This window comes from Paraburkholderia sp., from assembly GCF_049581445.1.
Lineage (GTDB): Bacteria > Pseudomonadota > Gammaproteobacteria > Burkholderiales > Burkholderiaceae > Paraburkholderia.
This window is the reverse complement of sequence record NZ_JBAURZ010000302.1, coordinates 1-24,618: the sequence shown is the minus strand read 5'-3', so window position 1 is coordinate 24,618 and position 24,618 is coordinate 1. Positions and strand designations below refer to the sequence as shown.

General features: G+C 59.4%; 23 protein-coding genes. 9 read left to right on the top strand and 14 right to left on the bottom strand.

Translation table 11 applies throughout. The annotated features are described in order from the left end of the window. The 4 genes from WCA85_RS25060 to WCA85_RS25045 all read right to left on the bottom strand — a co-directional run. Positions 1–331: carboxylesterase family protein (locus WCA85_RS25060; RefSeq protein WP_424067548.1), on the bottom strand; the 331-nt coding region annotated here is incomplete at its 3' end. Between the two features lie 105 nt (positions 332–436). Further along, on the bottom strand, positions 437–1,165 hold the full coding sequence (locus tag WCA85_RS25055; RefSeq protein WP_424067547.1) for an MmgE/PrpD family protein: 729 nt from the start codon (positions 1,163–1,165) through the stop codon (positions 437–439). Next, complete coding sequence (locus WCA85_RS25050) at positions 1,158–2,513, bottom strand: MmgE/PrpD family protein (protein ID WP_424067546.1); 1,356 nt, start codon at positions 2,511–2,513, stop codon at positions 1,158–1,160. Before WCA85_RS25050 ends, WCA85_RS25055 begins: the two co-directional genes overlap by 8 nt. Beyond that, positions 2,510–3,931: an MFS transporter gene (locus tag WCA85_RS25045; RefSeq protein ID WP_424067545.1), complete on the bottom strand. Its 1,422-nt coding sequence runs from the start codon at positions 3,929–3,931 to the stop codon at positions 2,510–2,512. Before WCA85_RS25045 ends, WCA85_RS25050 begins: the two co-directional genes overlap by 4 nt. Before the next feature lie 241 nt (positions 3,932–4,172). On the opposite strand from WCA85_RS25045, the gene WCA85_RS25040 reads away from it, so the two are divergent. Next, entirely contained in the window at positions 4,173–4,889 is a 717-nt protein-coding gene (locus WCA85_RS25040) for a GntR family transcriptional regulator (RefSeq protein WP_424067544.1), read from the top strand. Positions 4,890–5,122: 233 nt separating this feature from the next. Next, the gene (locus WCA85_RS25035) at positions 5,123–6,532 is read left to right on the top strand and encodes a purine-cytosine permease family protein (protein ID WP_424067543.1); all 1,410 of its coding nucleotides are present in this window, start codon (positions 5,123–5,125) and stop codon (positions 6,530–6,532) included. Positions 6,533–6,702: 170 nt separating this feature from the next. On the opposite strand, the gene WCA85_RS25030 is transcribed toward WCA85_RS25035, so the two are convergent. Then, positions 6,703–7,626 carry a LysR family transcriptional regulator gene (locus tag WCA85_RS25030; RefSeq protein WP_424067542.1) on the bottom strand — a complete coding sequence of 308 codons (924 nt, stop codon included), beginning with the start codon at positions 7,624–7,626 and terminating at the stop codon, positions 6,703–6,705. A 254-nt stretch (positions 7,627–7,880) separates the two neighbouring features. On the opposite strand from WCA85_RS25030, the gene WCA85_RS25025 reads away from it, so the two are divergent. The 4 genes from WCA85_RS25025 to argE are packed head-to-tail and all read left to right on the top strand — an operon-like array spanning position 7,881 to position 11,530. Continuing rightward, entirely contained in the window at positions 7,881–9,242 is a 1,362-nt protein-coding gene (locus WCA85_RS25025) for a flavin-containing monooxygenase (protein ID WP_424067541.1), read from the top strand. Continuing rightward, positions 9,242–9,673, top strand: coding sequence for a RidA family protein (locus WCA85_RS25020; RefSeq protein WP_424067540.1), 432 nt, complete (start codon positions 9,242–9,244; stop codon positions 9,671–9,673). Before WCA85_RS25025 ends, WCA85_RS25020 begins: the two co-directional genes overlap by 1 nt. An 11-nt stretch (positions 9,674–9,684) precedes the next feature. Beyond that, positions 9,685–10,362 (top strand): DUF1028 domain-containing protein, encoded by a 678-nt coding sequence (locus WCA85_RS25015; RefSeq protein WP_424067539.1) that lies wholly within the window; start codon positions 9,685–9,687, stop codon positions 10,360–10,362. Then, positions 10,355–11,530 (top strand): acetylornithine deacetylase, encoded by a 1,176-nt coding sequence (gene argE, locus WCA85_RS25010; protein WP_424067538.1) that lies wholly within the window; start codon positions 10,355–10,357, stop codon positions 11,528–11,530. Before WCA85_RS25015 ends, argE begins: the two co-directional genes overlap by 8 nt. A gap of 89 nt (positions 11,531–11,619) precedes the next feature. Here argE and WCA85_RS25005 read toward each other — a convergent pair whose 3' ends face one another. From WCA85_RS25005 to WCA85_RS24990, 4 genes are all read right to left on the bottom strand, one after another. After that, complete coding sequence (locus WCA85_RS25005) at positions 11,620–12,411, bottom strand: SDR family oxidoreductase (RefSeq protein ID WP_424067537.1); 792 nt, start codon at positions 12,409–12,411, stop codon at positions 11,620–11,622. A 74-nt stretch (positions 12,412–12,485) separates the two neighbouring features. Next, on the bottom strand, positions 12,486–13,226 hold the full coding sequence (locus WCA85_RS25000) for a beta-ketoacyl-ACP reductase (RefSeq protein WP_424067536.1): 741 nt from the start codon (positions 13,224–13,226) through the stop codon (positions 12,486–12,488). A gap of 41 nt (positions 13,227–13,267) precedes the next feature. Next, complete coding sequence (locus WCA85_RS24995; protein WP_424067535.1) at positions 13,268–14,635, bottom strand: MFS transporter; 1,368 nt, start codon at positions 14,633–14,635, stop codon at positions 13,268–13,270. Between the two features lie 130 nt (positions 14,636–14,765). After that, complete coding sequence (locus WCA85_RS24990; RefSeq protein ID WP_424067534.1) at positions 14,766–15,704, bottom strand: 3-keto-5-aminohexanoate cleavage protein; 939 nt, start codon at positions 15,702–15,704, stop codon at positions 14,766–14,768. 326 nt (positions 15,705–16,030) lie between these two features. On the opposite strand from WCA85_RS24990, the gene WCA85_RS24985 reads away from it, so the two are divergent. Continuing rightward, on the top strand, positions 16,031–17,059 hold the full coding sequence (locus WCA85_RS24985; RefSeq protein WP_424067533.1) for an AraC family transcriptional regulator: 1,029 nt from the start codon (positions 16,031–16,033) through the stop codon (positions 17,057–17,059). A gap of 41 nt (positions 17,060–17,100) precedes the next feature. Here WCA85_RS24985 and WCA85_RS24980 read toward each other — a convergent pair whose 3' ends face one another. After that, the gene (locus tag WCA85_RS24980) at positions 17,101–17,415 is read right to left on the bottom strand and encodes a helicase (RefSeq protein ID WP_424067550.1); all 315 of its coding nucleotides are present in this window, start codon (positions 17,413–17,415) and stop codon (positions 17,101–17,103) included. Positions 17,416–17,655: 240 nt separating this feature from the next. Then, positions 17,656–17,859, bottom strand: a complete 204-nt coding sequence (locus WCA85_RS24975) for a hypothetical protein (RefSeq protein WP_424067532.1) — start codon at positions 17,857–17,859, stop codon at positions 17,656–17,658. A 432-nt stretch (positions 17,860–18,291) separates the two neighbouring features. Between WCA85_RS24975 and WCA85_RS24970 the strand changes: the two genes are divergently transcribed. Further along, a complete protein-coding gene (locus tag WCA85_RS24970; protein ID WP_424067531.1) occupies positions 18,292–18,534 on the top strand; it encodes a hypothetical protein in 243 nt (80 codons plus the stop codon). 96 nt (positions 18,535–18,630) lie between these two features. Here WCA85_RS24970 and WCA85_RS24965 read toward each other — a convergent pair whose 3' ends face one another. The 3 genes from WCA85_RS24965 to WCA85_RS24955 all read right to left on the bottom strand — a co-directional run bounded on the left by WCA85_RS24965 (position 18,631) and on the right by WCA85_RS24955 (position 21,975). Next, positions 18,631–19,758 (bottom strand): aminotransferase class V-fold PLP-dependent enzyme, encoded by a 1,128-nt coding sequence (locus WCA85_RS24965; protein ID WP_424067530.1) that lies wholly within the window; start codon positions 19,756–19,758, stop codon positions 18,631–18,633. 370 nt (positions 19,759–20,128) lie between these two features. After that, a complete protein-coding gene (locus WCA85_RS24960; protein WP_424067529.1) occupies positions 20,129–21,463 on the bottom strand; it encodes a type II toxin-antitoxin system HipA family toxin in 1,335 nt (444 codons plus the stop codon). A gap of 2 nt (positions 21,464–21,465) precedes the next feature. Beyond that, the gene (locus tag WCA85_RS24955) at positions 21,466–21,975 is read right to left on the bottom strand and encodes a helix-turn-helix transcriptional regulator (RefSeq protein WP_424067528.1); all 510 of its coding nucleotides are present in this window, start codon (positions 21,973–21,975) and stop codon (positions 21,466–21,468) included. Positions 21,976–22,352: 377 nt separating this feature from the next. Here WCA85_RS24955 and WCA85_RS24950 point away from each other — a divergent pair. Next, the coding region (locus WCA85_RS24950; RefSeq protein WP_424067549.1) for a penicillin-binding protein 1A at positions 22,353–24,618 on the top strand (2,266 nt) is incomplete at its 3' end.

Here is a 24,618-nt window from a genome sequence, read left to right as displayed (position 1 = left end):
ATGCGGGAGCGGGTTGGGGCGCGCGCCAGCGCAGGTCGCCGATCGGTGGCGCGCCATACGGGATGGCCTGATAGACATCCACGACACCGTGCTCGCTGCCACGCAGCGCGCCCTGGCTGGTTTTGATGACCGGGGCGGCGATGATGGGGCGGTTGGACGCGGGGCTCACGGCCATGCTGTCGTCCACCGCATGCGCTAGTGTGGCGGCGAGCATCGATGCACCCGCAACCATCGCGATCCTCACCATTTTCGTGAGCCGTTCAATACTGTGTTTCGGCACTGGCCTGAACGAGCCTAAACACCCATACAACGCTTCCGTATCCGCTGACATGCTGAACGTCTCCTCTGAACGCAGGCGCATCAACTAACGTGGTTGGCTCGCAATCACATGAACTGAGGGAGCTTCTTTAACGAAGCTGATCTGCGCACGCAGCCCTTAGCTAAACGATATCCAACGTGTGCCAAGGCCATCGGTGATCAAAGACGCGTCGAACCGATACGCCATCAACGCTGCAAAACCGCGACGACCGTCGATCGAAGCAGGCGCACTGGTAAAGCCATGTTTGGCCAGCAACGCCGCCTCGATGGCATCGGCGGCTGCTTTGCCGGTTTCGAGAGCGGCCATCGCCTGTGCGCCATTATGCGCAAGCCCGGCAGCCTGGGTAGCCGCAATGCCGAGCGCGTGCCGCGTGCGGGTTTCATCGAGTTTCAGCAGACGGGAAGCTGCCAGCGCCGCGCCGAACAGACCCACCGCGGACGAGACGTTCCAGCGCGCCCGAAATTCCTCGTTATCGACCGCAGCAAGCACCCGCGCCGCGGCCTCGATGCCAACGGCCGCCGCTGCGGCGGTCTCATCATCGGATACCGCCAGTTTTTCGCCCAACGCGATCACGGCAGCGAGCACGGGCGTCGAAGGTGATGAGGCTTGTGCCGCGAGTGTCGCGCCGAGTACCCAACTCCGCACGCGGGTATCGTTCGGACTGCTTCCTTGAGACTGCAGCAGCTCGGCGAGTTGAGGGCCGGCGTCGCCCGCATTGACAATCTGCGCACGCGCTTCGGCAACCGCACGCGCCGCTGCTGTCTGCACATGCTGATCGTTCAGTACGGCGCCGGCAAATGTGACCAGCGCGTCGGAGACCGCGGAATGAGCATTCGCGTCATGCATGATTCAATTCCTTGTTAGGGACGCACAGTGCGAACAGCACATCCAGATTGGGCGCGTTGTCCAGTCCAGCCACGATGGCCCAGAGTTGGGCTGCGGTGCCATCTCCGAGTTGAGGATCCACTAGCCGGCGTACCTTGTCCATCAGTTCGTCCTCGGTTAGCGGACGTGCGAGGCTGCCGCGTGCATGTTCAACGTGATGCTTCACAGTCGAACCGTTCTTTAGACGCGCTTCGATAAAAACTTCGTCGCGATTTACCGCTGCATCCGGCGCCAGCGTGGTTTTTGCGCGGAGCGCCTTGACGTCGTCCTGCACTACACGGGCATCGTCGTATTGTGCGAGGCCAACCTGGCCGTCGCAGAGTGCGGCCGCTACACCATGGATCGCACTGAAGCGCGCCTGCAAACCGTCTTTCGGTTGAGGATTGCCCATCAGTTCGGGCACCAACGAATGACAACGCAGCGTAATCGAGTCGATCGCATTCACGTCGTCGATCCGGCTTGCGAGCGCGAGCCCGCCGTCGATGCCCGGATGCGCGACGATTCCGCATGGATAGGGCTTGTAGGTGTTGAACAGTAACTCCCAACGCTCGCCAAACTCGCTATTCATTAGCGCGAAGTCGACCTTGGTTGAGAGGGAATGGGAATAGCCACCCGGTGCTTCGAATATGTCCGCCGTTGCACGCTGACCCTGACGCGCGAGACGTGCAGCGGCGATGCCATTCGCTGCCGCTTTGCCAGGGTGATAGGGCTTGGTCATCGTGCCGAACGCTTCGCGCTGCCCGACAAACATTGATGCTGCGATCAAGACTGCGTCGGCCAGTCGCGCTTCATCGAGTCCGAGCAGCAGTGCTGCCGTCACCGCGCAACCAATCACGCCGCAGGTGCCGGTGATATGCCAGCCGCGATCGTAGTGCTCCGGCGAGATTGACACGCCGACCCGTAGTTGCGCCTCGCAGCCGAGCGCGAAGGCTGTGAGCGCATGCGCGCCGCTCGGCCCCGTTTCGGGCGTAAGTGCAGTGAGTACCGCGAGCACCGAAGCCGCCGGATGGATCACGGTCGCGAGATGGGTGTCGTCGAAATCGTCGAGGTGGCCTGCAAAACCCGTCGCCAGTGCAGAAAAATGCACGTCGACGCGTTCGCGCCTACCAGGCACCGGCGCGATTTCCGCCACCCCGAGTTCACGTGCGGTGGCGAGAATGGCGTCCACTCCGGGATGCGTCGACGCGCCGATCGACGTCCCGACCACGTTGATGAACGAGCGCCGGGCCTCATCTGCAACATGCGTGGGCAGCGGACGCTGGCTCAGCGTATAGAGGCCCTGCGCGAACGCGGCGGCGATGGAACTCATTGCGACAACTCCTCGAGACGAATGCCGTTGGTCTTTGGACCCAGCAGTCCGACCATCACGACGATTACCAGCATGGCTGAAGAAATCAAAACGAACACAGCGGACACGCCCGAATGCTTGAGCAACGCTGCCACCCAGAAGCCGACGAAGATCGAACTGATGCGGCTCCAGCTAAACACGAAGCCGACTGCGCGGGCGCGAATACGCGTCGGATACAGTTCCGCCTGATAGGTGTGAAAGATACCGATCAACCAGTTGTTAGCGATTGTCACGATGCTGCCGAAGAACACGATCAGCACCGGGTCGCGCTCCATGCCGAACAGCACGCCAGCCACAGCCACCGCCAGTGCGCAGCCCACCAGTTGCCACTTGCGCTGTAGCCGCTCGGCGCACAGCATGGCGCCGAGCGCGCCCAGCGGCGTGGTGAACGCGATTACCATGGTGTAGAACAGCGAATGCGTGACCGTGATGCCTTTTGTGTACAACAGGACCGGAACCCACGCGCCGAAGCCATATACGCCGAAGGTCTGGCAGAAGTTGAACAGCGAGAGCATGACGGTGCGGCTGAGGTAAGGGCGCTTCCACATCTCAGCCCATGAGCCTTTGTGCTCTTTGTCTTTGCCTGCTGGTGCCGTCACGTCGGGACGTGGCGCATCTAACTCGTGTCCAATCTCCGCGGTGACGCGCTGCTCGATGGCGTCGACGATTGCGCGCGCCTCATCATGGCGGCCTTTACTCTCCAGCCAGCGCGGCGACTCCGGCAAACCACGCCGCATGAACCAGATCAGGATCGCGCCTGCTGAACCGATGATCATGATCCAGCGCCAACCGTCGAGACCGAAGATCACATGTGGGACGAGCAGGAATGACAGGACAGCCACGATCGGCACCGAGGTGAGAATCACCAGTATGCTGAATGCGCTGTAGCGGCCACGGGTGTGATGCGGCGTGAGCTCTGAGATGTAAGTGTCGACGGTAATCAACTGCACGCCGATGCCGACGCCTGCAAGAAAGCGCCATAGATCCATCGCTTCGGGCGAGGTCTGGAACGCGGCGATGAAGGTCGCGGCTGAATACACCAGCATGGCGCAGGTGAACACGGCGCGCCGTCCAAAGCGGTCGGTGAAGCCGCCGAGCGCGACGGTGCCCACAAACATGCCGGCGAAGAACGAGCCGAGAAAACTGGCGAAGCCGTTGATGTCGAAGAGGCCCGCAGTGGTTGCGTGATACAGGCCGCTGCGGATGAGTCCCAGCGAGATATACGCGGCCATGAACATTTCGTAGAACTCGAACCAGCCGCCAATTGCGATGCGCACGACCAGTCCGCGGAAATACCGCGTGGGCGGCAGACGGTCGAGGCGCGCGGATACGCTGGGCTCAACCCGCGCCGGACCGCCGATCTCCTTTTCCATGTACATGACGTCTCCTCTCCCATGCAGCTTGCTGTGGTGCTATGGAATGGCTGTGTCCGTATTGGGCTTAATGTCGACACTTAAACCAGTTTATGCCAAAAATTTAAGTAACATCAAGTATTGCATGTGTAAATGTATACACTTATGAGGACGAGGCTGGCTGGGGGGTCGGAGGATTAACAGGGCGGTTTGCTAGAATCCGCCCGATGCCGGCGAGCGGCAACGCTGTTCGAGAAGAGGAAACGCAATGCACGAAGATGTCGACAAAACCGTGTCGATGGATGACGGCGACGGTTCGCCCGTGGCGGAAATCGTCGACTGGGTTGCGCGCGGGATTATCGAAGGGCGTCTCGGGCCCGGCGACGACCTCAACTCCGTCGATCTGGCGAAACGCTTTGGCGTGAGCCGCACCCCTGTGCGCGAGGCCCTGTTCGTGCTGAGTCGCGAGGGGCTGGTCGACTGGTCGCCGCGCCGGCGGCCCAGGGTGTCGGCCGTCAATCTCAAGGACGTGCGGGAGATTTATCAACTGCGGGCCATTCTGTACGCGCAGGTTTCAATGGCAATTGTTGAACACGCTAGCGCCGACGATATCGAGTCGCTCTGGCGCGCGCATCGGCGTCTCGCCGAAGTCGCGGCGCGCGGCGATGTGGATGGTTATTTCTGGGCCAACGTCGCGTTTCGGGACGAAGAGTTACGCGTGAGCGGCAACGGCATTTTCAAGGAAGTCCTCGATTCGATGCGTATGCGTACCAATCGGCTGCGTCACCTTAGCACCTCGCTGCCGGGGCGTTTGCAGCGCTCATGCGCAGATCATCAAAGGCTTTGCGAGGCTTATGCAGAAAGAGACGGCACGCTGGCCGCGGCGCTCAACCGTTCAATCGTATTAAGCGCATTGCAGGCAATCGAGCAGGCGTGGGGTACGCTTTCGGCAAGTGTTGAGGCGCGCCGAGTCGTGGGCCTATAACCGGCTGTGCGCAGCGGCTTGCCTCACGTCCACGCAGAGCGACGCGGACCTTTGATTTTCCACCGTAGAATAACTTTTACCTATGCAGAGAATCGGTAAACAGTGTTGGTCAAGGAAAATTGACCTCAGTAGATTCGGATCGCATGGGGGTGCAAGATAGTCATCCGAGTCTGTCTTCGCCCAGTTGATCAATCTCTGACCTATGCAGAGCGATACGGAAACTGGAGAGAGGCATGACTAACGACGGCGGTGCGGTTCCTCTGATTGAAAAGCACACGATCGGCTATGTGCCCACGAACGAAAGGCATGGCAGGGTGCGCGACCTGTTCACGCTATGGTTTGGGGGCAATATCGCTCCGCTACCCATCGTCACTGGGGCGCTTGGCGTTCAGATCTACCATCTGAACCTGTTCTGGGGCATTGTCGCGATCGTGGTGGGGCAGGCTGTGGGCGGCATTCTGATGGCCTTGCATTCAGCGCAAGGCCCGCAGATGGGGATCCCGCAAATGATTCAGAGCCGTGCCCAGTTTGGTTCATGGGGCGCGCTTCTCGTCACCGTGATTGCCGGCATCATGTACGTGGGTTTCTTTGCGTCCAACATTGTGCTGGCAGGTAAATCCCTGCATGGCGTCGAAGCGAGCATTCCTGTTCCCGTCGGCATCGTGATTGGTGCAGTGGGTTCGGGGCTGATCGGAATTATTGGGTATCGATTCATCCACATTCTCAACCGCATAGGGACGTGGGTGCTCGGCATTGGTCTGATGATCGGCTTCGGCTACATCGCCACGCATGTGCAATCGCCGGATTTTCTGACCCGCGGCGGCTTCAACATCGCAGGCTGGCTCGCCACGGTATCGCTTTCGGCATTGTGGCAAATCGCGTTTGCTCCCTATGTATCGGACTATTCGCGCTACCTGCCGGCAGACGTAGGCGTCGCCCGCACCTTCTGGGCGACCTATCTGGGTTGCACGCTTGGCTCGACGCTCGCTTTCGTATTCGGTGCGGTCGCGGTGCTTGCCGTGCCGCAAGGCATGGATACGATGGAAGCAGTCAAGGCGTCGACTGGAACGATCGGTCCCGTCATGCTGGTGCTGTTCCTGTTGAGCGTGATCAGTCACAACGCACTCAATCTGTACGGTGCTGTGCTCTCAGTGATCACGTCGCTGCAGACCTTTGCGTACCGCTGGATCCCCACTGCCCGGACGCGCGCGGTTCTCTCGATCATTATTCTGGCGGCTTGTTCTTACGCGGCGGTCGGCGCATCCAAAGACTTTATCGGCCATTTTGTTGACCTTGTACTGGCGCTGCTCGTCGTGCTGGTGCCGTGGACAGCGATCAATCTGATCGACTTCTATGTGATTCATAAGGGCCAATACGATGTGGATTCTATTTACCGTGTCGACGGCGGTATCTATGGCCGATTCAATCCGCAGGCGCTCATTGCGTACGCGGTCGGCATTGTCGTGCAGATTCCGTTTATGAACACGCCGATCTATGTGGGCTCGTTTTCGTCGCATCTGGATGGCGCCGACCTTTCGTGGCTCGTCGGCATCGTCGTGACCGTCCCGCTTTATCTGTGGCTTGCTAGCCGCGACACGGTCTATCGTCGTCGCCAAAGTCCGGCGGCTAGCGCCGCTCGGTGAGCGCGTGCACGCGGTCGCAACAAAACGGTGAGGCGAGCGTGCAGCGACCGCGCCCGCCGTAAAAATTCCCACCAGTGGGTGCAAGTCAACGCGACTGATACCAACGTAAGTTAGAACGAAGCCAGGCGTGCACTCTCGGTTGCAGCCTGGTTTCGTCGTTCTGGTGGTCGCTATTCAATGTGCAGACGCTGGATATAGGTCTCGCAGAAGGCTGAAAAGCGCTTCACGACTTCTCGCGGCTTCATGGAACTGGACATCGCAATGCCCAGTGTCGTAGCAGTGACGTCCTCCTTGAACCGTTTGACGACAAAATCCTTGCCGTCGACAGTGAGATTCGATTTGAGCGGAAAGTTCAGGATGCTGTAGCCCAACCCGTTGGCCACCATGCCTCGCACGACCTCCGGTTGCGAGGACCGGAATGCAGCGACCGGCCGGCTTCCCACGGCATCGAAAAGCGCCGAGAAGTATTCCCGGCTATGAGGCAGATCCAGCATCACATAAGGCTCAGGCAGCAGGTCCGCGAGCGAGATCCGGCGTGCGCGGGCGAGCCTGTGCGTGCTGGGAAGAATCGCGTAGGGCGGCAGCGACAGCAGCGGCGTGAAGGTGATGCCGTCCGTGATGTCGAGGCTATACGTGAGTGCGATATCCAGCGATCCGTCGACGAGACCACTCAGCAGCGTGTCCTGATGGGCTTCAGTTGTCCGGAATGTAATGGCCGGGTGATCCTGAACGAAGCGGCTGATGATGCCCGGCAGGAGCGGCGGCGCGAGCGACACCATGCATCCGAGCGAGATGGAGCCCGACATCCCGCCGTCCAGCTCCCGGGCGGTCAGTTGCAACTCTTCAGCATTCTTCAGCAGGTTGCGCGCGTGTCCGAGCAGATCGCGCCCCGGTTGCGTCAGCGACAGGCCGCTCGCGTGGTGCCGGATGAACAGTTGCACACCGAACAACTCCTCCAGATCGGCAAGGGCCGTCGAGATGGACGGCTGCGAAATATGCAGCCGTTTGGCTGTTGCAGTGAATGACAGCGTCTCTGCTGTCACCACGAAGTAGCGCAACTGGCGCAACGAATACCGTACCGAATGACCTTCCATCTGAGTTCTCGACACTGGTTAATCTGGTCTGGAATTTTCCTCCCGATCTGCCTGATTGCATAGTAAAAAACGATGCAAAGCATTTTTGGAATGTATTTTTCTTTGGTTTCAGTGAAGCGTACATTGGGTCCGGTCATAACCGTGATCGTGGTTATGCACCCCTTCGGAGCCATTGATCATGATTGCGACGGCGCTCGCCACAGGCATCGCCGGGCAACGGTTCCGAACCAGATTGCTTTAAAAGGAGACAGCCAATGACGGCTGAAACGATGTCGATTGATACGCTCGTCATAGGAGCCGGTCAGGCGGGTGTAGCGATGAGCGAACATCTCGGCAAACTCGGCGTGCCGCATCTCGTGCTCGAGCGGGACCGTATCGCAGAACGCTGGCGCACTGGGCGGTGGGATTCGCTGGTCGCCAACGGGCCGGCATGGCACGACCGCTTCCCAGGCATGGAATTCGAAGAACTCGACCCGGATGCGTTCGCGGGCAAGGATCAGGTAGCAGACTACTTTGTCGCCTATGCGAAAAAGTTCAAATCGCCGATTCGCACCGGCGTTGAAGTCAAAAGCGTGTCGCGTCATGCGGGGCGTGCGGGCTTTATCGTCGAGACGTCGGACGGCACGATCGAAGCGACTCGTGTGGTGGTGGCGACTGGGCCGTTCCAGCGTCCGGTGATTCCGCAGATCGCACCGGAGGATGCAGCCATCACCCAACTGCACTCGGCCGACTACCGGAACCCGGATCAACTGCCGGCAGGCGCCGTGCTGGTGGTGGGGGCCGGTTCATCGGGCACGCAGATCGCCGATGAGCTAAACCGCGCCGGTCGCAGCGTTTATCTGTCGGTTGGCGCACACGACCGTCCACCGCGTGCCTATCGAAACCGCGATTTCTGCTGGTGGCTTGGCGTGCTCGGCGAGTGGGACAAAGAGGTGGCCGGTCCTGGGCGCGAGCATGTCACGATCGCCGTGAGCGGTGCCTATGGCGGTCAGACGATCGATTTTCGTCGCCTCGCCCATGAAGGCATCACGCTCGTTGGACTGACGAGATCTTTCGACAACGGTGTCGTGACGTTCGAACAGGACCTTGTAGACAACCTGAAGCGCGGGGACGAGAACCTGCTTTCATTGCTCGATGCTGCCGACGCGTATGTCCAACGCAATGGCATTGATCTGCCCGACGATCCCGCCGCGCGCATCATTCCTTCCGATCCTGAATGCGTGACCCATCCGCTGCGCGAACTCGATCTCAAACAGGCCAGCATCAGCACCATCATCTGGGCCACGGGGTATGCCGTCGACTATAGCTGGCTGCATGTCGACGCGTTCGACGAGAAGGGCAAACCCAGGCATCAACGTGGCGTATCGCAAGAGCCAGGAATCTATTTTCTCGGTCTTCCGTGGTTGTCGCGGCGCGGCTCGTCATTCATCTGGGGCGTGTGGCATGACGCGAAACATGTTGCCGATCACATCGTGACGCAGCGCAAATACCTGGCGTATCGCGACGTATCGCAGCGCGCTTGCGTAGACGATGCATCACGCGTGCAGCGCAAAGACACCAACCTTGCACGCGAGACGATGCAAGCCAACGACGTCAACGAACTAGGAGTGAACTGATGCCGACGCATACCCGCATCCGCATGTTCAACACGAAGGACACGTACCCCAACCAGTCGCTCGATAATGACCTTTGCCAGGCTGTACGCGCAGGCAATACGGTGTACGTGCGCGGCCAGATCGGCACCGACTTCGATGGAAACCTCGTCGGACTCGGTGATCCGGGCGCGCAGGCCGAACAGGCGATGAAGAACGTCAAGCAGTTGCTCGAAGAGGCGGGCAGCGACCTGTCGCATATCGTCAAGACAACTACGTACATCATCGATCCGCGCTATCGCGAGCCGGTGTATCAGGTCGTCGGAAAATGGCTGAAGGGCGTGTTTCCGATTTCGACTGGGCTTTGTATAAGCGCGCTCGGGCAGCCGCAGTGGCTGATGGAGATCGACGTGATCGCTGTGATTCCTGACGGCTGGACGCCACCCAACGCTTAAGGAGCCTGCTCATGACATTCTCGATCGTCGGACGTTGCCAGCAGACCGGGCAACTTGGGATCGCCATCAGTTCGTCGAGCATTGCGGTGGGCGCGCGCTGTCCGTGGTTGCGCGCGGGCGTCGGCGCGGTAGCGACGCAGAATGTCACCTTGCCCGCGCTGGGGGCGCAGATTCTGGATCTGCTCGACACGCGTCAGCTTGGCCCGGAAGCGGCACTCGACACAGCGCTGGGTGCGGACGAATGGCGTGCTTATCGTCAGGTCACGGTAATCGATAACCAGGGTCGTACGGCGATGTTCTCAGGTAGTGAAGCGCTTGGCCTGCACAACGCGGTCGCAGGCGTTCAATGCGTCGCGGCGGGCAACATGCTTGCGACGAAACAGGTGATCGAGGCGATGGTGAAGACGTTCGAAACGTCGGAGGGAATCCTGGCGGACCGGCTTCTCGCGGCGATGCACGCTGCGATGAAAGCAGGCGGCGAAGCGGGACCCGTACATTCCGCCGCACTGAAGATTGTCGATACCCCTGTCTGGCCGATCGTCGACCTGCGTGTCGATTGGGCCGACCCTGATCCGATCGGTCAACTGGACGCCCTTTGGCAAGCGTACCGTCCGCAAATGAAGGACTACGTGACGCGCGCGCTGAATCCGACCGCTGCGCCCAGCTACGGGGTGCCAGGCGATGAGTAAGTTGTCGAGCCGCGCGTTGCTCGAGCGGCTGATCGGTTTCGCGACGGTTAGCCGCGATAGCAATCTCGAACTCATTACGTTCGTGCAGCAATACCTCGCGGATCTCGGCGTCGAGAGCGAGTTGTTTCACAACGCCGAGGGTACCAAGGCGAATCTGTTTGCGACCATCGGGCCGCGCGACAGAGGTGGCATTGTGCTGTCAGGTCATACGGATGTCGTGCCGGTGGAAGGGCAGGCGTGGACCGTGGACCCGTTTTGTCTCACCGAAAAGAACGATCGCCTTTATGGGCGCGGCACTGCGGACATGAAAGGCTATCTGGCAGCCGTGCTGGCGGCCGTGCCGATGTTCCGGGAGCGCAAACTGAAACTGCCGGTGCATCTCGCGTTTTCGTATGACGAGGAAGTGGGGTGTCTCGGTGTGCGTTCGATGCTTGCCGATCTGCAGGAGCGTGTGTACAAACCGCGGTTATGCCTGATTGGCGAGCCTACTGAACTCAAGCCTGTCCTCGGTCACAAGGGCAAGCTCGCGATGCGCTGTCACGTGAAGGGTGCAGCGTGTCATTCAGCGTATGCGCCGTACGGCGTCAACGCGATCCAGTATGCGGCGCGGCTCATTAACCGCCTCGAAACGATCGGCGACCAACTCGCGCAACCGGAGCATCACGACGAGCGCTTCGATCCGCCTTTTTCGACTGTGCAGACGGGCGTCATCAAGGGAGGCCGTGCGCTGAACATCGTGCCGGCCGAATGCGAATTCGATTTCGAGGTGCGCTCCGTGCCCGGCTTCGATGCCGCTAGCGTGGCAGATCGTCTGCTAGCTTTTGCCGAATCCGAGTTGCTGCCGAAAATGCGCGCGGTACATGCCGAAACAGATATCCGCTTGCAGCCGCTAAACGCATACCCGGGTCTTGCGACTTCACCGGATAGCGATGCGGCGCGTCTGCTTGCGCTGCTGAGCGGGTCAAACGACTTCGGCACCGTGGCCTTCGGTACCGAAGGTGGACTATTCACCCAGTCGGGTATTCCAACGGTCGTGTGTGGGCCTGGTAGCATGGATCAGGGTCACAAGCCCGACGAGTTCATCACGGTTGAACAGTTGAACCGCTGTGATGCGATGCTGGTCCGTTTGGCCGACTATCTGGGCAATGAAGGCCGGGCTGAGCGGTGAGCCTTTAGGAATGCGTCACCGGCCGACGCCGAGGATGACTCGGCATGGCCTGCGTGGCAGCGATGCGAGTTACGCATCCACGGCGAGGACTAGAGGTATTCAACGTTGCCGTCGACGCTAATGGCTTGACCTGAGATGTTCTGACCGGCTGGCGAGCACAGAAAGAGCGCCATGGCGGCGATATCATCGACGGTTACCATGCGTCGCAGTGAAATCTTCTTGAGATACTCTTCCTTCATTGCCTCAAAAGTCACCCCCGTCGATTCGGCACGAGCGGCGATCACCCGGTCCATCCGCTCACCCTCGACCACACCAGGCAATATTGCATTGACACGGATGTTGCTCGGCCCAAGCTCGATTGCGAGTGACTTCATCAGCCCGACGATTGCCCACTTTGTCGACGAATAGGGCGTGCGGAATGCGTAACCAAGACGGCCGGCGACAGACGACATGGCAATGATGCTGGGGCTATCCGATGTCTTTTTTAGCACGGGGACGGCCTTCCTCAGGAAGTAGTACTGGCCGTTAAGATTTGTCGAGATAGTGCGGTCCCAGTCATCCGGTTCAATTTGTTCGATTTCACCAGTTGGACCGGCGATTCCCGCATTGTTGACAAGCACGTCAAGTCCGCCAAGCCTGGCTTGTGCGTCATCAATGACGTGGTCGACCTGGGCGCGATTGCCAACGTCAGCGATACCTGCGTGAAGCTTCGGATTTCGTTTCTGCGCGCGCTCAATGGCCGATTGGTCAACGTCGCAGATATAGACGTTCGCTTCTACCTGGAGAAACGCTTCGGCAATTGCAGCACCAATGCCCGCAGCTGCGCCTGAGACAAAAACGCGTAACCCTGGTCGTGGTTTCAGAAGGTCGAAAGTGTTCATGGTTGCACCGATAGTGTTAAGTCGGGGAAGGTTTTTCGATAGGCGACGTGGGCTCAATCTCCCCAGCCGCAGGCCTAGAGTGTCATGCCTCCAGACGCCTCGATCACTGCGCCGTTTATATAGCTTGCCTCGTCGCTGGCGAGAAAAGCGTACAGGTTGGCAATTTCTTCAGGCCTTCCTAATCGCCGCAACGGCACCTGCTCGCGCATCTTCGCCAGCACGTCATCGGGCACCGTGGACAGGATCGGCGTTTCGATAAAGCCGGGCGCGACTGCGTTGACGCGAATACCCTTGGGTCCCAATTCCCGGCTCCAGGTTTTAGTGAAACCAATCACGCCGAATTTTGCAGCGGCATAGTTCGTCTGACCGTAGTTTCCGTAGATTCCCACAACGGAACTGGCGTTGAGAATCACACCGGACCCCTGTTCCACCATACAGTCGACAACCGCCTGCGTCGTGTGAAACACGCCGCGCAGATTGACGTCGATGACGTCATCAAACTGGGTGAGCGTCATCTTCTGCAAACGGGCGTCCCGGGTGATGCCCGCGTTGTTTACAAGTACATCGATTCGCTGAAACTGGCTGAGCACCTTACCAACCATAGCCACGACGGACCCGCGATCGCTGACGTTCACAATGAAACTTGCACTGGTCGCACCCGCTTCGCGGCATGCCTCGGCTACAGAAGAAGCCGCTTCAGCGTTCAGATCGCACACGGCTACGATTGCCCCTTCCCTGGCGAACTTCAATGCCGTCGCCGCGCCAATGCCCTGACCGGCCCCCGTGATGATCGCAACTTTACCGCTTAACCGCATTGTTCGCGTCCTTATCAATAGATGAAGTTATCTGGTGCCTGTCACCGTGGGAATTGAGCGCTCGACGCGTTCATCTGCCTGATGGAATCACCGGAAGCAACGGAGCGCTCCTCGGCCTTGATGGCCTTGGCGAGAAGCGGCACGAGCAACAGTCCGATCACGGACGCTGCGACAACGACGTTGAAACCTGCATCGCTTCGACCCGACGCAGTCTCCGCGAGGCCGAAGAGGTACGGTCCAACGAATCCACCCAGGAGGCCAACCGTGTTGACGAACGCGAGGCCCGCTGCCGCCTGGATGCCCTGCAGCCGCTTCATGGCAATCGCCCAGTACGACGGCAGGACGCCGCCGGCGAAGAAGCCAGTAATGGCGAGAAGAACAATCTGGGTCGTCTGGTTATGGGTAGCGATGAATGCAACGGCGCTAGCGACGACGCCTGCAGTCAGGATCCCGACAAAGGTGCAGTCGTTGCTCACGCGGCGATGAATGCGCGGCAGCAACAGGACGCCGACAAGAAAGCCGAATCCGACGCTACTGGACAGAAAGCCGACCACCAGTGGCGATTTCACATGCATCTGTGCCACGATCGAGGGCGTGAAAAAGTACAGACCGACGAAAGCAACCTGATTCAGGAAGTAGATGAGGGCAATGAGGACGGTGGTCGGGCGCTTGAGTGCCGCGATCCAGTTCGTCGACAGGAGTGCAGCATGCCCAGGTGCGTCGATCACTGCGCAGTCCTCAAGGGCCTTTGCTTCTTCCGCCGACAGCCAGGTGACGTCGGCCGGCCGGTCCGGAAGCTTGAAGTACAGCATGATGCCTACCAGGATGGTGGGAACGCCTTCAATCAAAAACATCCATTGCCAGCCGTGTAGCCCTGCCGTTCCGCCGAGTTGCATCAGCGCAGCGCCAAGGGGGCTTCCAATGATGAGTGCGACAGAGGGCGCCGTGTAAATCCAGCCTACCGCGACGGCACGATCCTTGGGAGCAAACCAGAGGGTCACCATGTACATCAGGGCGGGGAACAGGCCCGCTTCTGCGACGCCCAGCAGGACGCGAACCATATAAAAGGACCACTCGCCCTGCACGAACATCATCGTCGTTGAAAGGACGCCCCATGTCACAGCGATGCGTGCTATCCAGCGGCGCGGCCCGAAGCGGTGCGCTGCGAGATTGCTGGGGACTTCAAGAAGCGCGTATCCAATGAAGAAGATGCCGGCGCCAAGGCCATACGCCGCCGCGCTGATGCCAAGGTCCGTAGCAAGCGCAGTCTTGGCCAGTGCGACGTTCGTCCGGTCGATGAACGACATGAAGTAGATCAGGCACATCAAGGGCAGCAGTCTCACCATCGCCTTGCGAGTCGCAAGGCGATGGGTCTTGCCCAGGGTAGTTTCAACAGCAGCGTCAGTCATGGTGTCTCCAGAAGTTGCCCTGCATGTTTTTTCTCTTTGACCCGGATCGGATACGGCGCCGACGTACGGGTCCAGGCGTTGCAGGGATGAATCAGATGCGCAAATATCGGCTTCGTGTGGCGTTGTCGTTCTACAGCGAAACGTTTTCCCGGCCTTTGAGGCCGAGCGCCGCTCGCGCCTCTGCGGGAGTGGCAATCTCGAAGGACAGCTCTTCAAGAATCCGGCGTATCTTTCGGACCTGTTCGGCGTTCGATTTTGCTTTCAGCCCTTTGGACAGATACACGCTGTCCTCCAGCCCCACCCGGACGTTGCCGCCCATGATCGCGCCCATCGTCACCAGCGACATCTGATGGCGGCCTGCTCCGAGAACGGAGAACCGGTAGTTGTCGCGTCCGAACAAACGGTCCGCTGTGGAGCGCATGACTGAAAGATTTTCCGGGTCGGCGCCGATCCCACCCAGAATGCCTAGCACGGACTGGATGAAGAAGGGTGGCTTGACGAGTCCGAGATCGACGAAATGGGCGAGGTTATAAAGATGCCCAACGTCATAGCACTCGAATTCAAATCGCGTTCCGTAATCGCGGAACTCGGTGAGGATGTTCCTGATGTCACGAAAGGTGTTGCGGAAGATCATGTCTTCCATGCCTTCGATATATTCCTTCTCCCAATCGAATCGCCAGGATTGCATCTTTGCGGCAACGGGATGCAGGGAGAAATTCATCGACCCCAGATTGAGCGAGCACATTTCGGGCTTGGAGATGCGGGCATACGCCAGACGTTCGTCAAGCGTCATGCGCGTGCTGCCGCCGGTGGAGATGTTGATCACGGCGTCAGTTTCGGCAGCAATGGCGGGAACGAACTTCCGGAAAACATCAGGCGACGGCGTGGGTCGGCCGTCTTCGGGATTACGCGCGTGCAAATGGAGTATCGCCGCTCCCGCCTCGGCGGCTTCGAGCGCTTGCGACTTGATGTCCTCGGGCGTGAGGGGCAAATACTCCGACATGGAGGGGACGTGTGCTGACCCTGTCACGGCGCACGTGATAATGACCTTCTGGTTGGCGTTGCTCATTGATAAATCCTTTGCCGGAATGCCCGTGCGGGCGACGATACGGTTGCAGGTACACGAATTCGGTTCAATGCAGGGGCACGAGAGCGTGCCAGGCGCTACGTTGATTTTTGACGAGCGCGGGACGCTGAGGAGTCGCGGCAATGACTTCGCGGCGACCTTGCGCGGATACTGAGGAAGGTGTTCATGGTGTGTCTCCGTCACATGACGAGTGGCTCGACCGTCGCGCCCCCGACTCTTGTTGTGCTCATATTAGTGAGATACGATTCCTTTGGTAAGGTCTTTACCGGACAGATGGATGTCCGCGCAGGACATCCTCAGGAGACACAATGTCAGCAAAATTTCCGCTGCTCAATGAGCGCATCTATGCTCCGTACAAGATTGCCGCGCTGGTTGAAGTGCTTGCGGAGCAGGGGATCACACCGCAGGAAAGTCTGAAAGGAAGTGGGGTGTCTCCCGACGAGATTTATGATGCGTCGGTCCTGACATCTGTCCGTCAGTACGCCGCAGTCTGCAGAAATGCAGTCAACCTTTCGGTTGACCCCGCCACTCCGTTCAGAACGGGTTCGCGGCTCCACCTCGCTGCCTATGGCATGTACGGCTACGCGCTGATGTCCTGCCTTTCACTGCGTGACTATTTCCGGCTCGGCGTTAAATATCATCGTCTGGCAACACCGACCCTGACGATTGAGTGGACCGAACATTCAGATAGAGCGGTGTGGAGTTTTCCGGATGCGTTCGACTCTAGCCTGCAGCATGATGTGCAGCAGTTTCTGCTCGAGCAACAATACACACAGCACGTAACCCATTTGCAGGATGTTGCTGGCCGGAGCTGTCCGCCGGTGCGCGCCCGCTTCTCATATCCTGCGCCGGCCTATGCGGACATTTATCCGACGTACCTTGGCTGCCCGTGCGATTTCGGCGCCGAGCAATGCGAGCTCATCTATGACAGCGCAATCCTTGAGGTGGAACCGCATCTTGCGCACAGGCATTCGGCAGCGCTCTTGCAGGAGACCTGTGACCGCCTGATAGGGCAGGCCAAGACGTCATTCGGTGCGTCAGGAGAGGTGTATCAGGTGCTCATGCGCAAGCCGGGGGAGTTTCCAAACATGGAGGCCGTAGCGACTGCGATGAAGATGACCAGCAGAACACTACGGCGTCGGCTGGAAGCGGAAGGAACTTCGTTCGTCGCCATCGTCGACGATGTGCGTTGTTCGCTCGCGACCGAGTATCTCAAGACGACCAGGATGAGCACGGAGGACGTGGCGATGCTCGTCGGCTTCAGCGATACCGCCAACTTCCGGCGAGCGCTCAAACGGTGGACCGGCAAGGGGCCTGGGGAGATTCGTGAACAATAGGGGGAAAGCCGCTCGTCGTGCACTGCATTCGAAGGCGCGGTTTACGCGTCTTTCAACCAGGGCATTTCCACGGGTGACACCACCAGCTGTCGGGACTCGCGTTTCAGTTCGAAGATGAACCCGACCAGGATCATGGAGTCGGCATAGGGGATCGGGAAGACGTGAGGATTTTCCACAGCACGCAGCGGGTGCTTGGGCGTGTCCGCCGTCGTCGCTGCGTTCTCGCGGACGCTTTCCAGTTCGTCAGCCATTGCCTGCCCACTTACTTTCAGGACGCGGGTACGCAGGTCGCTGAAGGGTTCGATGCGCGCCCCGTCTTCGTTGTATTCGGGCACTTCATAGATGAACCAGGATATTTTTTCCCTCTCTGCTAGTAATAGGGACGTTATTCTAACAGTGGGCGTCACCGGTTATCTCCAGAGGTCCGCCCCAATGCACCGATCGTTCATCGTCTAGTGAAGGCAATACGATGGGTGACACCGTGAAGCAGTTGGATACGGTCATTGACTGCAGCGCGTGAAAGTCCCTCGACGAAACGTCCGTACCGATGTCGGTGATGCGATGTTCCTGCGGAGCGCGAAACGCGACACCTTCGATCACGCTACCTTGATGAGTCCAAGTTGTTGCAGCGCGGTCACGCCGTCGTCCCGCCCGATTTCTTCGACTATTTTCCGTCTTTGAGCCGAAGCACGGTGGTACCGGTGAAGCGCATTTTCCGGCCGGTCGCAGCAGGTAACGATCCAACAGAAATCGGTGAACCAACGCCCCACGACGGATTTGTTGTCATCTTCCTTGGACATGGTGAATTCCTCATTGACTGAAGTTGGAAGAGGGAGACGCAATCGCTTCCCTCTGCCTGAACGATATTCACGCAAGCCGTCAGGTGCTCCCCGTTTCTTGCTGCTCCATTCGATAAGCCGACCTTCGGATCACGGTGACGCTCGTCTCCAGGCGTATCGCGCCGGGCGACATCCACTGCGCGAAGTAAGCAGGGACGACAAGACGGAATAGCCGTTTGCGTCAGCGTTACTTTGTGCTCGTAGTAATAAGACAGCAAGAATCGGAGTGTCCGTGCCGACCGGCTGCCGTATCGTGTCCAGGCAATCGCACAGTAGGCGAGGTCGTCGGATAAAGAACGGTGCGCTCGGATCACCTATCTCTTGCTGGGACCCGGTCGCCAATCCGATCGTCGATGTACGGCTCGCCTGTCCTTCATTGACTGGAGTCCGATCATGTTGCCGTTACTATCGCTTCACTCGCTCGCGGCCCAACGCGGCGATGGACTGCGCCCTGAGCTTAAAGCTTTGCTCGAACGCCATGCCAGTCAGGCGACTGGCCTCGTCGCTACCATCGAGCCGGTCGAACAGGAGTCGCTTTCCCAAGCGACACAAGCCGCCGCCGACGTTCCCGCGAGGGAGTCGGGGGACGATGAGTCGACGGAGAGCGTCTCCCGTTACCACCAAAGGGGACAGTGAGGCACGAACCTCTGAACGACTCAGGAGGGTCGCGGGGTGTGAGTTCGCCGATGCAGTTGCTGCGGCGCGTCATGCGTACGTACTTCAAAAAACGCTCTAAAGAAAACTGTCCAATGCCTTGGCGAACCTGGCGACCGCACCTTCGACGTCATGCAGTTTATCCAGTCCGAAAAGTCCGATGCGAAAAGTCTTGAAATCTTGAGGCTCGTCGCATTGAAGAGGAACGCCGGGCGCGATCTGCAAGCCGGCGTCAGCAAATTTCTTGCCGGATCGTATTCCGTCATCGTCTGTGTAGCAGACCACGACGCCCGGTGCCTCAAAACCTTCGGCCGCTACGCTTTTGAAACCTTTGTTGGTCAGGAGTGAGCGGATGCGCTTGCCGAGTTCAAGCTGCTCCGCTCTCACTTTGTCGAAGCCGTATGCCTCGGTCTCCTTCATGACATTACGCAGCGTCGCGAGACCGTCTGTGGGCATGGTGGCGTGGTATGCAAATCCACCGCTCTCGTAGGCTTCCATGATCTGCAGCCATTTGCGAAGATCGCAAGCGAAACTAGTGCTGGTTGTTACGTCGATTCGTTCGCGGGCGAGTGGGCTAAGCATGACCAGCCCGCAGCACGGAGATGCGCTCCATCCCTTTTGCGGCGCGCTTATCAGGACGTCGACGCCGCTAGCCTGCATGTCGACCCAGACCGTGCCGGAGGCAATGCAATCCAATACAAACATGCCACCGACGGCATGCACAGCATCGGCCACCGCGCGCAAATAAGCGTCCGGCAGCATCATCCCGGACGCGGTTTCGACATGCGGCGCAAAGACCAGATCCGGCTTGTTTTCCCTGATCGAAGCGACCACTTCTTCGATCGGAGGCGGTGCATAGGCGGCCTGTCTTCCTTGTTCGACCGGACGCGCCTTCAACACTATCGATTCGGACGGAATGTTGCCCATGTCGAAAATCTGCGACCAGCGGAAACTAAACCAGCCATTGCGGATGACCAAACACTTTTTGTTCGTCGCGAACTGCCGGGCAACGGCTTCCATGCCGAAAGTCCCGCTGCCCGGGACGACAACGGCTGACTTCGCGTTGTAGACTTTTTTCAGGGCATCGGAAATATCGCGCATGACTCCTTGAAAGAGCTGCGACATATGATTGATTGATCGGTCGGTGTACACGACTGAATATTCGAGAAGTCCCTCGCGGTCGACATCGGGAAGTAATCCTGGCACGTTCGCCTCCTGTAATGGACGAATAAAAGGATCAAAAACAGATTCTAACGAAAACCACCTGGGTTGAGGCGAGGAGAGCTTTTTCGACTGTTACAGTCGTGTCGAATCACGAATGCTGCTTTGCTGCTGAATTGAGGCGGGCTCTTCTTCGTTGTTTGCGCACCCATGAAGTTGAGTGGCTGCCAAAAGCAGCCCCGGGCCGGCGGCAAGCTAGTATTGTTATGACTAAACGGTGCTGCTGTCCGTTGGTACGTTTGGCCAAGAAGAGCTTGCATTTGAATTCCAATTTTTCAATTCTATTGTCGTGGGTCCATCAGGGTTTTTCGAGTCTATTGCGCGTTTTTTCATTTCTATTGTGCAGGGACAATTGTTAGGCCGGCATAGCCAGCTTTTTGTTCAGCCGCAGCATGCCGTTGAAAATAGCCTCGGCGACATCCATTGGAAAATCGCGGGGCAGCAGCGCGGCCACTTCGTCGATCGCGTCCTTGGTGCGCATCGTCAGATCGCCGATCATCTCTTCGACTTCCGCTTCGGAGAAGCCGATTCGCTGACCCTGAGCGACCCAGTGGCGGCGCTGGATCTGGTTGATCAGATAGTGGCGCTCCTTACTCTGCACCGCCATCGCGAGTTTCACTTTTTGCGCGGCGAGATGATGGGCGCCCCGTCCAATGATAGGGTGGGCCGAGAGTACGTCGTAAAGCGGTGTGGACGCGTAACGGTTGCCGGATAAATGCGCGATGCTGAAGTTTTTTGCATGGCCGTCGGATGCCGCGAGCAGCCAGAAGAGCATCTGCGTCATATAGAAGTTGCGCCGGTCGAGCGCGGCGCGCTCAGAACCGGAGAGCACGTCAATGATGTCTTCGATGCCCGGACCGCCGTCCGCCTGGTACTTCTGCAGCGCGGGTGTGCCGCTGGCCTGGCACATGTCTTCTTGTGGCAGCCGCAAGAGCCAGCTTGCGTCGCTTGATAGCCGACGGTCGAAACGCTCGACGATCAAGACCTTCTGATCCTCAAACAGCGCGATGTCGCATTGGGCAATCGGCAAGCCGTACGCCGCGACGATTTTCGAGCAGAGCCACTCGTTTTCCACCGAAGTTCGCATGTCGGCCTGCATGTTGCCGACCCGTCCTAGCGGCAGCTTGAAGATATGCGTGGTTGGCGTGCTGCCCTCGGGCACGAGCCATTGATCGCCATGTCGCAGGAGGGCGGTTTTTTCCTGCGCGCCAGCAATGGACAGGCGCAACTCATCGACGGGCTCATGCTGGCCGAGCCCTGGTGTGGAGGTTGCGTCTCGCAGCAGGCGGGCGATGGCACTTTCTGCGAGGGGGTGTCCCCGGATACTCATGAGGCCGACGGGTGTCTCGTCCGGCGGCAGCATCTGCAGAGCGCCTACACAGTCGCGTCCGAGACGGGCGAGAAGCTGAAAGGGCGCAGTGCCGCCGGTCTGGTAGCGGGTGGCGATGCGACGGCGGCTCGGTTCGGTGTCGGGCAGCAGATTGTCGAAATAGTCCGCGACGAGTCGGCCGCGCCAGGGTTGATTGCCTGGCGTGAACGGCAGTGAAAGGGAGAGCGGGCGTCCCTGCGGATCGTCTAGCCATTCATCCCGATACACCAGCGTTTCAGCGCCGCGCGTGCTTTCCCAATAGCCCACCGGCAAGCCGTTCATCCATAGGTTGAGACGGTTCGTTTGCGTGCGGCGCGCCATGCTTACCAGTTCTCCCTTTTCTTGCTGACGCTTGCGGTTTTTCGGGTGCCGGCGCTTCGGGTTTTGCGGGTTTCTGCCGTTTTTGCCGCGGTGGTCGCGGTGGTTTGTTGGGCCGTGGCGCGGGAGGGCGGCTGCGTTGCGGGCGCCGTGGCCTGCTTGCCGGCGTGCGATGGCGTGCGTTGGGGGGCTTGCTGGGGCACTTGCTTCGCGCGCCCAGCACTGCTAGCCGAAGCCTTCTTCGCTGAACGGATGGTAGCGATGGGGTCGACGGCGCCCGCGCTTTGGGGTGCCGGGGCAACGGTATGAGCCAATGTCAGATCGACATCCAGTGCGCGCAGCACCCTGAAGAGCCGCTCGACGCTGACGGCAGCCGGGTTGGCTTCGAGTTGAGCGTAAGTCTGCTGGGTTACACCGAGACGGCTTGCCATGACTGCCTGCGTAAGGCCGGCACTCTTGCGGAATCCCTGCAGGATGGGCCGCAACTGGCTAAGCGTCCTGACCGGATAGTCCATTGGAACCCCCTCTCTCGTGGCTGAACTCGATACAGGCTAAAACCTGTAAATCTGAATAACAGTCTATATGCTGTATTTTACAGATACAAGCGATAGGCTGTAAATTGAAAATACAGCCTAAAAGCTGTATTCCTGCAACCGCTGCGGCCGCGAAGCGGCGCGGTCACACCCGTCTGGTGGCAGGCGAGCGGCGGGAAAGCGTTGGAAGAGCGTCGGAAAGTCGTTGGGAAGTCGTTGGGAAGTGGCACCGGCGGGTTTGGCACGCGCGGTTTGGTACCATTCACGCTTTCAAAAGATGGGCTGATACCAGCGTGAGTCGCCATTTTGTATCGTCGGTACGTGAATTTTTTAGCAAATGGGTGAGCCGGTTTGCATGGATGTCGGTGGCCGTATTTCATCTCATCATCGAGTCGGGCCGCTTCATTGCGTCGCTGCTCAAGCCGGTTGCGGCCGCAGCGCTGTTTCATCTGCGGCATCCGACGCGACGCGGCGTGCTGCTCACGCTCGCCGCCCCACCGGTGCTGATCCTGCTCTATGTGCTGATGCTGATTCCATTTACACCGAGCATCAGCGATATCCGCAAGGCCCGCCTCGATCAACCGGCGCAGATTCTCTCCGCCGACGGCAAGCTGCTCGCCGAATTCAAGCCGTCCAACCGTGAGTGGGTCACGCTAAAGGAGATCTCGCCGCATATGGTGGATGCGCTGATCTCGACCGAGGACCATCGCTTCTATCAGCATCACGGTATCGACTGGCGCCGTACCGGGTCGGCGGCATTGCACACTTTTAGCGGCGACCGGCAGGGCGGCTCGACGATCACGCAACAGCTGGCGCGCAACCTCTATCCCGATGAGATCGGCCGTGCGCCGACGCTGACGCGCAAGGTGAAGGAGGCGATTACCGCGCTGAAGATCGAGACGGCCTACAGCAAGGACCAGATTCTCGAAACCTACCTGAACACCGTGCCGTTTCTCTACAACGCATATGGCGTCGAGATGGCCGCACGGACATACTTCGGCAAGTCGGCAGCCCAACTGGACATTCTGGAAAGCGCGACGTTGACCGGCATGTTGAAGGGCAACAGCTATTACAACCCGGTGTTGAACCCTGAACGCGCGCTCGAACGTCGCAATACTGTGCTCGCGCAAATGGTCAAATACGGCCGGCTTTCGCCCAAGGCTTACGATTCGCTCCAGCGCAAGCCCTTGGGTGTCGACTTCGAGCGCCAGATCGAGCCGCCCGGTCCCGCGCCGCACTTCGCGCAGCAGTTGCGCAAGTGGCTGATCGGCTGGGCAGATCGCAATGACTACAACATCTATTCGGATGGCCTGATCGTCCATACGACGATCGACTCGCGTCTGCAGGCGATGGCGACCGCAGCCGTCGCACTGCAGGGTAACGCGCTGCAATCTATCGCAAACGGGGCGTGGAGCAGCCGTACGGGTTGCGCGCCGGACAGCGATCTCTTCAAGACCTTCATCCGCGAGACGCCGGATTACCACGCCGCACGCGATGCCGGCCAGAGCGACGCGGATGCGTTGCAGCATCTGGGCGCGGACCGCACCTTCGTGCGCATGTTGTGCCACGACAAGAGCGACGTGCAGGCCGGCTTTCTTGCCATCGATCCACGCAACGGCCAGATCAAGGCATGGGTAGGCAGCCGCGATTTTGCTGACGAGCCGTTCGATCACGTGCAGCAGTCGCGCCGTCAGCCGGGATCGACGTTCAAGCCGTTTGTGTACGGCGCGGCATTCGCCGACGGCGAGACGCCGAGCGATACCTTCGTCGACCAGCCTGTCGAAATACCGCTGAAAGGCGGCGAAATCTGGCGTCCGAACGACGATGTCGCACCGAGCGGCCAGCCAATGACCCTGCGTGATGCGCTAGCGTATTCACGCAACCGCATCACCGCCCAGTTGATGGAACAGGTGGGACCGAACAAGGTCGTGCGGCTCGCGCGCGCGATGGGCGTGCGTGACAGCCAGCTCCAGGCGGTGCCGTCGCTTGCCTTGGGCACGAGCCCGGTGACGATCAAGGAAATGGTGTCGGCCTACAGCACGATCGCCAACGATGGTGTCTATCTCGAACCGCGCATGGTGACGAGCATCGAGGACCGCAATGGCAAAGTGCTGGCAGAGTTTCAGCCTGCCGCGCCAGAGAGGGCATTACCGGTCGCAGCGGATCGGACCTTGCTCGACGTGATGCGCGATGTCGTGAATCGCGGCACCGGAGCGAGCATCCGTTCCCGTTTTGGCATCCGCGCCGATGTGGCCGGCAAAACCGGCACGACGCAAGACAATGCCGACGGCTGGTTCATTCTGATGCAACCGCAACTGGTGGCGGGTGCATGGGTTGGCTTCGACGATGGACGTGTGACGCTGGGCAGTAACTACTGGGGCGAGGGTGCGCATAGCGCGTTGCCGATTGTCGGTGACTTCTTCCAGCGAGCGCTGCGGGCGCGCCTGATCGATCCGCGTGCGCGCTTTACCACTGAGCTCGAGCCGAGCACCTATGAGGTGTTCCGCGACAAGCTGCATGCGTGGGTCGCGTATCTGTCTGGTTCGAAGCAGCAGAAGCCGACTCACACACAGACCGCGCCGCCGGTGCATCATGCCGCGCCGAAGCCGGTACCCGCGCCTGCAC